The organism is Agromyces seonyuensis, from assembly GCF_009789225.1.
Classification (GTDB): Bacteria; Actinomycetota; Actinomycetes; order Actinomycetales; family Microbacteriaceae; genus Agromyces; species Agromyces seonyuensis.
On record NZ_WSTA01000114.1, the window covers coordinates 1 to 10,269 of the forward strand.

Below are 10,269 nucleotides of genomic sequence, written 5' to 3' on the forward strand. Positions count from 1 at the left end.
CGCGGTGCCTAAGGTGGCTGGGGCTCAGGCGTGCGCTCTCCCGCTCCGCCCGGCGTGCCGGCGGGCATCCTCGTGGGCCCCGGCGCCGGCGACAACGCGGCCGCCGCGCTCGGCCTCGACGCCCGGCCGGGCGACGTCGTCGTCTCCCTCGGCACGAGCGGCACCGTGTTCGCGGTGTCCGAGCGCGCCCTCGCCGACGACACCGCCACGGCGGCGTGCTTCGCGGATGCCTCGGGCGCCTTCCTGCCGATCGTGACGACGCTGAACGCCGCGCGCGTGCTCGACGCCGTCGCCGGCCTCCTCGGCGTCGACCACGACGAACTCGGCCGGCTCGCGCTCGAGGCCGATCCGGGCGCCGGCGGCCTCGTGCTCCAACCCTACTTCGAGGGCGAGCGCACGCCGAACCTGCCGGACGCGACGGCGACGCTCTTCGGGCTGACCCTCGGCTCGACGACGCGCCCGAACCTCGCGCGTGCGGCGATCGAGGGGATGCTCTGCGGCCTCGCCGACGGCCTCGAGGCGATCCGCCGGCTCGACGCGCCGGTGCAGCGGGTACGGCTCATCGGCGGTGCGGCGCGCAACCCCGCCGTCGCGCGCGTCGCCGCCGAGGTGTTCGACGCGGTGCTGGAGCTCCCGGAGCCCGGCGAGTACGTCGCCGGCGGCGCCGCGGTGCAGGCCGCGTGGGCGCTCACCGGGCAGCGCCCCGAGTGGCCGCTCGCGCTGCGCGACGCCCCCGCGGCGGACCGCCGGCCGGTCATCCGCTCGCAGTACGCCGCCCGCTCGGCGGTCTGAACCGCACGCACGCACGACGAACGGCCCGTCCCCGGAGCACTCCGAGGCGGGCCGTTCGACGTTCCACGGCCGGATCGTGTCCGGCGCGGGCGGGCGCCGCGTGGTCGTGCCGCTGCGGCTCCCGGCGCGCCGAGGCTCGTGGCTCGGCGCGCGCGGGGAGAGCGCAACGGGATCAGACCGCGGCGAACTCCGCGGCGGCCGGAGCCGCCAGGCGCAGGGCGCGGTTGACCGACGAGACGACGGCCTTCAGCGACGCGGTCGCGATGTCGGCGTCGATGCCCACGCCCCACAGGGTGCGGCCCTCGACCTGGCACTCGACGTACGCCGCCGCGACGGCGTCGCCGCCCGCGGAGAGCGCGTGCTCCGAGTAGTCGAGCAAGCGCACGTCGACGCCCTCGGCGCGCAGCACCTCGAGGAACGCGGCGATCGGGCCGTTGCCCGTGCCCGCACGCTCGACGCGCTCGTCGCCGATGCGCAGGCCCGCCGTGACGTCGACGACGCCGGCGAGGGCCGACTGCGTCGAGAGCGAGAGCAGTTCGTATCGGCCCCACTTGTCGTCGGGGCGCTCCGCCGGAGCGGGCAGGTACTCGTCGGTGAAGACGCTCCAGATCTGCTCGCTCGTGACCTCGCCGCCCTCGGCATCCGTCTTGGCCTGCACGACGCCCGAGAACTCGATCTGGAGGCGACGCGGCAGGTCGAGCGCGTGGTCGTTCTTCAGCAGGTAGGCGACGCCGCCCTTGCCCGACTGCGAGTTGACGCGGATGACCGCCTCGTAGTTGCGGCCCAGGTCCTTGGGGTCGACCGGCAGGTACGGCACGGCCCACTCGAGGTCGTCGACGGTCACGCCCTCGGCGGCGGCGCGGGCCTCCATGGCCTCGAAGCCCTTCTTGATGGCGTCCTGGTGGGAGCCGGAGAAGGCCGTGTAGACGAGGTCGCCGGCCCACGGGCTGCGCTCGGGCACCGGCAGCTGGTTGCAGTACTCGGCGGTGCGCTTGACCTCGTCGATGTCGCTGAAGTCGATCTGCGGGTCGACGCCCTGCGTGAACAGGTTGATGCCGAGCGCCACCAGATCGACGTTGCCGGTGCGCTCGCCGTTGCCGAAGAGGCAGCCCTCGATGCGGTCGGCGCCGGCCTGGTAGCCGAGCTCCGCGGCGGCGACGGCGGTCCCGCGGTCGTTGTGCGGGTGCAGCGACAGGATGACGTTCTCGCGGAAGGCGAGGTTGCGGCTCATCCACTCGATCGAGTCGGCGTAGACGTTCGGCGTCGCCATCTCGACGGTCGCGGGCAAGTTGATGATGACCTTGCGCTCCGGCGTCGGCTCGAAGATCTCGAGCACCTGGTTGCAAACGTCCACGGCGAACTCGAGCTCCGTGCCCGTGTAGCTCTCGGGCGAGTACTCGTAGTAGACGGCCGTGCCGGGCACGGTCGACTCCATCTCGCGGCACTTGCGCGCGCCGTGCAGGGCGATGTCGATGATGCCCTGCCGGTCGGTGCGGAAGACGACCTCGCGCTGCAGGATGCTCGTCGAGTTGTACAGGTGCACGATCGCCTGCTTGGCGCCGCGGATCGACTCGTACGTGCGCTCGATGAGGTGGTCGCGCGCCTGGGTCAGTACCTGGATGGTGACATCGTCGGGGATCGCGCCCTCCTCGATGAGGCTGCGCACGAAGTCGAAGTCGGTCTGCGAGGCCGACGGGAATCCGACCTCGATCTCCTTGTAGCCCATCTTGACCAGCAGGTCGAACATGATGCGCTTGCGCTCGGGGCTCATCGGGTCGATGAGGGCCTGGTTGCCGTCGCGGAGGTCGACGGCGCACCAACGGGGCGCGACCTCGATGCGGCGGTCGGGCCAGGTGCGGTCGGGCAGGTCGACGCGGATCTGCTCGTGGTACGGGCGGTACCGGTGGATCGGCATCCCGGAGGACTGCTGTGCGTTTCGCATTGCTCTACTTCACTCTCATTCGCTGTGCTTCAGCTTCGTGGGTTTCAGCCGACGACGGACTCCGCAGCGAGTGAGGCCTGGAAACTAGGACCCGCTGCGGCAGCTAAGGAGAAGGAGCTCGGTGCGACGCACCTTGGCAGGGTAGCACCGCCGCCTGGCGATCCTGCAAGTCGATGACACGCGGTCACGGCGTCCGCGACGGCTCGGGAACGAAAGCGGCGGGACGGACGCCCTTGCACGTCCGCCCCGCCGGGCACGCGCCGGGAACCCGAACCCGGCGCACCTCGTCCGGCCGCACCGCGGCCGGAAGCATCCTCACTCGACCGCGAGCGCGACCACCGGGGAGACGCGACCCGCACGGCGGGCCGGGGCGAGGGAGGCGAGCGCGGTGAGCGCGGCCGCCGCGACGACGATGATCGCCAGCACGACCCACGGCACCGCCGGCGCCAGAAGCGCGGGTTCGCCCGTCATCGAGCCGAGCATGGCCTGGGCGCCGGCCCACCCGTAGACGAAGCCGAGCACGAGTCCCGTGAGCGTCGCCGCGACGGTCAGCGCGGCCGCCTCGGCGAGGATCATCACGCGGACCTGCCGACGGTCGAACCCCAGGGCGCGCAGCAGGCCGATCTCGCGGGTGCGCTGCAGCACGCTCACCGACAGGGTGTTCACCAGGCCGACGGCCGCGATGAGCGCACTGAACCCGACGAGCACCGAGAACACGGCGACCGTGCCGTCGATGACGGGGCCGAGCATCGCCTCGACGTTCTCCTGGCCCTCCATCACGGCGTACATCGCGTCGCGATAGGTCTCCATCGTGACGGCGAACATCGTCACGAGCGTCACGCCGATCACGAGCCCGATCGTCATGCGGGTCGAGCGTTCCGGGTTGCGCACGGCGTTCTCCGCGGCGAGCCGCGCGGGCGGCGTCGTGCCGAACCAGCGGCCGACGGCGCGCAGCACCGCGGGCATGATGCGGTCGGCGACCAGCACGACGCCCGTGAACGAGAGGATGCCGCCGACGACGCCGACGAGGACGCCCGCGGGGTGCACGAGGCCGACCAGCACGCCGCCGGCGAGCGCGAGGACGCCGAGCACGATGAGCGTGACACCGGTGGCCGTACGGCCGGTGCGCCGCCCGAGCTCCTCGGCGGACTGCTCGCCGGAGCTGCCGAGCGCCTCGGCCGGACGGACGGCGAGCACGCGGCGCGAACCGGTCCACGCGGAGAGCCACGTCGTCAGCACGACCGCGACCATGGGCACGAGCAGCACCGGGGTCCAGTAGGAGTACTCGAAGGCGGGGATCTGCTCGGTCGCGACGCCGACGGCGCCGATCCCCCACGCGGCCGCCGTGCCGACGAGCGCGCCGAGGACCGCCCCCACGAGCCCGACGACGAGTCCCTCGCGGGCGATCGTGGCGCGCTGCGTGCGCGCGCTCGAGCCGATGAGGCGCAGCAGCGCGATGACGCGGGTGCGGCCGGCGACGATCGTGGCGACCGTGTTCGCCGTCGTGACGGCCGCCACGTACACGGCGATCGCGACGAACACGAGGGCGACGACGTCGAGCATCGTCTTCACCGTCGCGCTCGAGCCGGTGGTGTCGTCGGCGAGCACGACCGCGCCGAGGATGCCCGTCACCTGCAGCAGCAGGACGCCGAAGCCCGATGCCAGGCTCGCCACGAGGAGGGTCGAGCCGTGATCCCGGAGCCTGCCGTTCACGCGGCCGCCTCCATCGCGAGCATGTACGAGGAGATCTCCTCGGGCGTCGAACGCACGGAGTCGCGGACGATCCGACCGTCGGAGAGGTAGAGGATGCGGTCGGCGAAGGACGCGGCGACCGGGTCGTGCGTGACCATGGCGATCGACTGGCCGTGGGTCTTCGCGGCGTCGGCGAGGAGGGCGAGCACCTCGCGACCGGTGCGGGAGTCGAGGTTGCCGGTCGGCTCGTCGGCGAAGAGCAGGTCGGGCTTCGTGGCGAGCGCCCGCGCGATCGCGACGCGCTGCTGCTGACCGCCGGAGAGCTCGTGCGGGCGGTGGCGGAGGCGGGCGCGGAGGCCGAGGGCGTCGACCAGCTCGTCGATCCACGCGCGCTCGATGCCCGAGGGCTTGCGGCCGTCGAGCTCGAAGGGCAGCAGGATGTTCGCCTCGACGTCGAGGGTCGGCACGAGATTGAAGGATTGGAAGACGAATCCGATGCGACGGCGGCGCAGCACGGTGAGGGCCGCATCCGGCAGTTCGGTGATGTCGGTGTCGCCGAGCCACACCTGCCCGCTCGTCGCCTGGTCGAGACCCGCGAGCAGATGCATGAGCGTCGACTTGCCCGAGCCCGATGGGCCCATGATCGCCGTGAACTCGCCGCGGCGCAGCCCGAGGCTGACGTCGTCGAGCGCGGTGACGGGGTTGGCGGCGGAGCCGTAGCGCTTCGTGAGGCCGACGGCGCGGGCGATGAGTCCGAGGTCGGACGGGGTGATCTGCATGCCTTCGACGCTACGGAGCGGACCGTGCGCGCGCGTCCGTCGCGGGTGCCCTTCGACGTCATCCGATCGGATGAGTGGACCGTGACCCCCGTTCGGGATGAGAGGATGTCGGAGGCCATGCCACGACCGATAGGGGGACCATGACCGAGAACGGACCCGACCTCAGCGGAGACTGGGACTTCGATCCCGCACACACCCGCATCGGATTCAGCGCGAAGCACGCCATGGTGACCAACGTCCGCGGCGCGTTCAACGAGGTCTCCGGCAGCCTGCACGTCGACCTGGACGACCCGAGCAACGCGAGCGCCGTCGTCTCGCTCTCGGTCGCGAGCATCGACACCCGCAACACGCAGCGCGATGACCACCTGCGCAGCGCCGACTTCTTCGACGCCGAGCAGTGGCCCGAGATCGTCTTCCGCAGCGACCGAATCGAAGAGATCTCCGAGAACGCCCTCGTGGTGTCCGGGCTGCTCACGATCCGCGACGTCACGAAGCCGATCACGGTCCCGATCGAGTTCATCGGCGTGCAGACCGACGCCAACGGCGACCTCCGCGCCGGCTTCGAGGGCTCGCGCCGTATCGACCGTCGCGAGTACGGGCTCGAGTGGAACGTCGCGCTCGACAAGGGCGGCTGGCTCGTCTCCGAGAAGATCACCCTCGAGTTCGAGATCTCGGCCGTCAAGCGCGCCGTCGAGGACGCCGCGGCCTGACGCCGCGCCGCGACCCGCCTCGGGGCGGGCCCGCGGTGGACCGCGTCCGGGAGCGTTCGACTCCCGGACGCTCAGCCGAGCTCGTGCTCGTACGCGAAGACGACGAGCTGCACTCGATCGCGCAGGCCCAGTTTGCCGAGGATCCGGCTGATGTGGGTCTTCACCGTCGTCTCGGAGAGGTACTCGGCCGCAGCGATCTCACTGTTGGAGAGTCCCTTGGCCGCGAGCGCGAACACGTCGCGCTCGCGAGGGGTGAGTTCGCCCCAGGCGACGGGCGCCGGCGCGCGGCCCTCGGATCGCCCGAACCGTTGGAACAGCTCGCGCGTCGCGCTCGCCGCCACGACCTGGTTGCCGGCGTGCACCGTGCGGATCGCGGCGAGCAGGAACTCCGGATCGGCGTCCTTCAGCACGAACCCGCTCGCCCCGGCCCGGATTGCACGGGCGGCGTTCTCGTCGAGGTCGAACGTCGTCAGCACGAGGATGTGCGGCGGAGTCCGTCCCGCCGCGGCCGCCTCGGCGAGGATGCGCTCGGTCGCACCGATGCCGTCGAGCACGGGCATCCGGATGTCCATGAGCATCACGTCGGGCTGCGAGCGCTCGGCGAGCGCGACGGCCTCCGCGCCGTCGCCGGCCTCGCCGGCGAAGTCGAGATCGGGCTGCGAGTCGACGAGCATGCGCACGCCCGCGCGGAAGAGGGCCTGATCGTCGACCAGGGCGACGCGGATGCTCACCGGGATGCTCCTTCGAGACGGGGGTTCATGACGGCGCTCCGCCCGCGGCGGCGGCGCGACGTGCTCCGGCCTGCGCGGGGATGACGGCCCGGACGACGAATCGACCGGCCCCGTCCGGTTCGGCCGAGAGCGAACCCCCGGCAAGGACGGCGCGCTCGCGCATCCCCGGGATGCCGTGGTGGTACGGCGTCGCGCGCGGGGCCGGCCCGTCGGGCATCCGGTTCGCGGTCGTGAGGACCGCGCCCGCGTCGTCCCACACGAGTTCGAGCGAGACGGGCGAACCGGGAACGCCGTGGCGGAGCGCGTTGGTGAGCGATTCCTGGGCGATCCGGAAGAGAGCGATCTGGTGGCCGGTTCCGAGCGGACGACGCTCCCCCGTCTCCGCGAATCCGATGTCGAGGCCGGCGCCGCGCATCCGTTCGACGAGATCGGCGAGGTCGTCGAGGGCCGGCTGCGGCGCGCTGCCCTCGTCGTGGCGGAGCTCGGCCAGCAGCAGCCGCACGTCGCCGAGGGCGCCGCGGGCGACCTGCGCGATCGTGCCGAGCGCCTCCACGGCCCGCTCCGGCTGCGTCGCCGCCGCGAAGCGGGCGCCGTCGGACTGGGCGATGACGACGGCGAGCGAGTGCGCGACGACGTCGTGCATGTCGCGCGCGATCCGATTGCGCTCCTGCTCGACGGCGTAGCGGTACTCGACGAGCTCGCGCTCGCGTTTGGCGATCTCCTCGCGCCGGGCCGTGTCGCGGTGCTGGCGCACGGTGCGCACCAGCAGGCCCGTCACCCACGAGAGCACGAGCAGCGAGAGGATGCCGACGAAGACGATGACGACGATGACGAACTCGGCGGGGCCGCCGAGGGCGGGATCGTGCCCGAGGAGCACGGGGCGCAGCCACATCAGGTACGTCGTCGCGACGAAGGCGCCGACCGCGGCGGACACGAGGCCCAGCCACCGGACCGTGCGGCCCCCGTGCGCCGCGGTCGAGTAGAGGATGCCGAGGACGGCGGCGTCGGCCCAGTGCACCTCGCTCAGCGTGCACATCTGCACCAGCGCGGCGCCCCAGCCGATCGCGAGGGCCAACCCGGCGTTGCGGCGCCGGAGGGCGAGCGCCGCCGAGAACGCGAACAGCACGAGCACCACGGTCCACGGTTCGCCGAGCGCGCCCACGGTGCCGAACGCGAACGGCAGACCGAGCAGCGCGAAGACCGCGGCGAGGACGATATCCACCGTCTGCCGTGCCCGCGAGATGCCCTGCATCCTCCAACGCTACGTCGGCGGCGCACCGGAATCCCGGCGGACCGGCGGAATCATCCGCGAGGCGGACCGCCGCCGGGCGGCCGGCCGTGCCGGGACGTGTCAGCCGAGGGCGACGACCGCGGCGCGCGCGCGCGTCGTCTGCTCCTCGCGGGGGACGACTTTCACGCGCTCGCGCGGGAAGGCGTCGCTCTCGCCGAGCGCCCGCTCGTGCGCGTCGAGCGCGAGCCAGCCGGACCAGTCGGTGCGCTCGACGCCGCGCTCGTCGAGGAGCGCGAGCACGTCGTCCGGCCCGGACTCGGGCCGACGCAGCCGGCCGGCGAGGGCATCCTCGACGAGGTTCGCGACGGTCTCCATCGCATCCGACTTCGTGTGGCCGATGAGGCCGACGGGACCGCGCTTGATCCAGCCCGTCGCGTAGACGCCGGGGACGGCGCCCGTCTCCCCCTGCACGCGGCCGCCCTCGTTCGGGATGACGCCGCGTCGCTCGTCGAACGGCAGGCCGAGAATCGGGGACCCGAAGTAGCCGACGGCCCGGTAGACGGCCTGCACGGGGTGGTCGCGGAACTCGCCCGTGCCGCGCACGACGCCCGGCTCGCCCGGCACCGGCTCGGTGCGCTCGATCCGCAGGGCCTCGACGCGTTCGGCGCCGAGGACCTCGACCGGCGCGCTGCGGAAGTGCAGGTGCAGGCGACGGCTCGCGCCCGTCGACGGCCGCGACCGCCACGAGTCGAGCGTGCGGAGCATGATCTTGAGCTGGTTGTTCGGCGCGGCCGCCGCGTCGACGCCGACGAAGTCCTCGTCGTGGACGACGAGGTCGACGCCGGGCACTTCGCCGAGCTCGCGCAGCTCGATCGGGGTGAACTTGATGGCGTCGGGTCCGCGACGGCCGAACACGTGCACGTCGGTCACGGGCGAGGCCGCGAGGCCCGCGTACACGTTCGCGGGCACGTCCGTGCTCCGCAGGTCCTCGGGGTGCTTCGCGAGGACACGGGCGACGTCGAGGGCGACATTGCCGTTGCCGAGGACGGCGATCTCCCGCGCCTCCAGCGGCCACGTGCGGGGCACGTCCGGGTGACCGTCGTACCAGCTGACGAAGTCGGCGGCGCCGTACGAACCCGTCAGCCCGATGCCGGGGATGTCGAGCGCCGCATCGCGGATCGCGCCCGTCGCGAGGACGACCGCGTCGTAGTGCTCGAGCAGTTCGTCGACCTGCACGTCGCGGCCGACCTCGACGTTGCCGATGAAGCGGATGCTGCCGGAATCGAGCATCTCGTGAAGCGAGTTCACGATGCCCTTGATGCGCGGGTGGTCGGGAGCGACGCCGTAGCGGATGAGGCCGTAGGGGGCGGGCAGCGATTCGAGCAGGTCGATGTCGACGTCGCCGCCCTGGTCGCGGACGGCCGCGGCGAGCAGGTTGCCGGCGTAGATCCCGGCGGGACCGGCGCCGATGATCGCGACGCGGAGGGAGAGGGTCATCTGGTCGTTCCTTCTCGGAAGTGGAGTGGTCGGTTCGTGCGCGGGCGCGCTCAGCCGCGGGTCTCGAGGAGTCCGCGGCGGCGGAGCATCCGGCGTTCGAGCGGTGCGAAGACCACGAGCTCGACGAGGATGCCGATGGCGAGGATGAGCAGGATCGTCGCGAGGACGCCCGCGAGGTCGGCGAGCTGGCGGCTCTGATCGAGCATCGTGCCGAGGCCGAACCCGATCGAGCCGCCCGTCGTGATGATCTCGGCGGCCATGAGCGAGCGCCAGGCGAACGCCCAGCCCTGCTTCAGGCCGGCGACGTAGCCGGGGAGGGCCGCCGGCAGCACGATGCGGGTCGCGAGCTCCCACCGGTTCGCCCCGAGCACGGTGCCGACCCGGCGCAGCAGCGGCGGCACCTGCGCGACGCCCGCCACGAGGCCGTTGACGATCGACGGGATCGCACCCATGAGCACGACGAAGTACGCCGTCGCGTCGGTGAGGCCGAACCAGATGATCGCGGCGGGCACCCACGCGACCGACGGCAGCACCTGGAGGCCGGAGACGATGGGGCCGACCGCCCGGCGGATCGGACGGCTCTCGGCGAGGAGGAGTCCGATCGGCGTCGCGACGACGACGGAGATGAGGAAGCCGATGCCGCCGCGCTCGAGGCTCGTCGCCACCGACTCCTGCAGGCGGCCGGACTCCCAGGCGCTGCCGAACGCGCCGAGCACGTCCAGCGGTCCGGGGACGATGTCGGGGCGCGGCTGCACGATCACCACGTACGCCTGCCACACGGCCACGAGCAGCACGACGGGCCCGCCCTTGACGACCTCGACGAACCGCTCGCGCCCCTCCAGCTCGAGCCGGTGGAAGGTCGCCATGAACTTGTAGTCCGAGTCGAACGGCACCT

General features: G+C 72.4%; 8 protein-coding genes and 1 pseudogene. 2 read left to right on the top strand and 7 right to left on the bottom strand.

The features are described from left to right. Positions 1–57: 57 nt before the first annotated feature. Positions 58–792: pseudogene (locus GB864_RS16925) on the top strand (FGGY-family carbohydrate kinase); the annotation flags it as partial. A gap of 172 nt (positions 793–964) precedes the next feature. Here the strand turns inward: GB864_RS16925 and leuA are convergent. The 3 genes from leuA to GB864_RS16940 all read right to left on the bottom strand — a co-directional run bounded on the left by leuA (position 965) and on the right by GB864_RS16940 (position 5,205). After that, positions 965–2,734 carry a 2-isopropylmalate synthase gene (gene leuA, locus GB864_RS16930; protein WP_160426867.1) on the bottom strand — a complete coding sequence of 590 codons (1,770 nt, stop codon included), beginning with the start codon at positions 2,732–2,734 and terminating at the stop codon, positions 965–967. Between the two features lie 315 nt (positions 2,735–3,049). Next, the gene (locus GB864_RS16935) at positions 3,050–4,447 is read right to left on the bottom strand and encodes an FtsX-like permease family protein (protein WP_160426868.1); all 1,398 of its coding nucleotides are present in this window, start codon (positions 4,445–4,447) and stop codon (positions 3,050–3,052) included. After that, positions 4,444–5,205 (bottom strand): ABC transporter ATP-binding protein, encoded by a 762-nt coding sequence (locus GB864_RS16940; RefSeq protein WP_160426869.1) that lies wholly within the window; start codon positions 5,203–5,205, stop codon positions 4,444–4,446. The genes GB864_RS16935 and GB864_RS16940 overlap by 4 nt, the downstream gene beginning before the upstream one ends. Before the next feature lie 140 nt (positions 5,206–5,345). On the opposite strand from GB864_RS16940, the gene GB864_RS16945 reads away from it, so the two are divergent. Continuing rightward, entirely contained in the window at positions 5,346–5,915 is a 570-nt protein-coding gene (locus tag GB864_RS16945; RefSeq protein WP_160426870.1) for a YceI family protein, read from the top strand. Positions 5,916–5,986: 71 nt separating this feature from the next. On the opposite strand, the gene GB864_RS16950 is transcribed toward GB864_RS16945, so the two are convergent. The 4 genes from GB864_RS16950 to GB864_RS16965 form a co-directional block, all read right to left on the bottom strand. Beyond that, positions 5,987–6,646 (bottom strand): response regulator, encoded by a 660-nt coding sequence (locus GB864_RS16950; RefSeq protein ID WP_160426871.1) that lies wholly within the window; start codon positions 6,644–6,646, stop codon positions 5,987–5,989. A gap of 25 nt (positions 6,647–6,671) precedes the next feature. Then, positions 6,672–7,898, bottom strand: coding sequence for a sensor histidine kinase (locus GB864_RS16955; protein ID WP_160426872.1), 1,227 nt, complete (start codon positions 7,896–7,898; stop codon positions 6,672–6,674). Positions 7,899–7,997: 99 nt separating this feature from the next. Further along, entirely contained in the window at positions 7,998–9,374 is a 1,377-nt protein-coding gene (locus tag GB864_RS16960) for an FAD-dependent oxidoreductase (protein WP_160426873.1), read from the bottom strand. 50 nt (positions 9,375–9,424) lie between these two features. Beyond that, positions 9,425–10,269: ABC transporter permease subunit (locus tag GB864_RS16965; protein WP_160426874.1), on the bottom strand; the 845-nt coding region annotated here is incomplete at its 5' end.

What these genes read in the sequence shown, in the direction of transcription:
- leuA (WP_160426867.1), bottom strand. Translation starts at nt 2,734, where the DNA reads ATGCGAAACGCACAGCAGTCCTCCGGGATGCCGATCCACCGGTACCGC.
- GB864_RS16940 (WP_160426869.1), bottom strand. Translation starts at nt 5,205, where the DNA reads ATGCAGATCACCCCGTCCGACCTCGGACTCATCGCCCGCGCCGTCGGC.
- GB864_RS16945 (WP_160426870.1), top strand. Translation starts at nt 5,346, where the DNA reads ATGACCGAGAACGGACCCGACCTCAGCGGAGACTGGGACTTCGATCCC.
- GB864_RS16955 (WP_160426872.1), bottom strand. Translation starts at nt 7,898, where the DNA reads ATGCAGGGCATCTCGCGGGCACGGCAGACGGTGGATATCGTCCTCGCC.
- GB864_RS16960 (WP_160426873.1), bottom strand. Translation starts at nt 9,374, where the DNA reads ATGACCCTCTCCCTCCGCGTCGCGATCATCGGCGCCGGTCCCGCCGGG.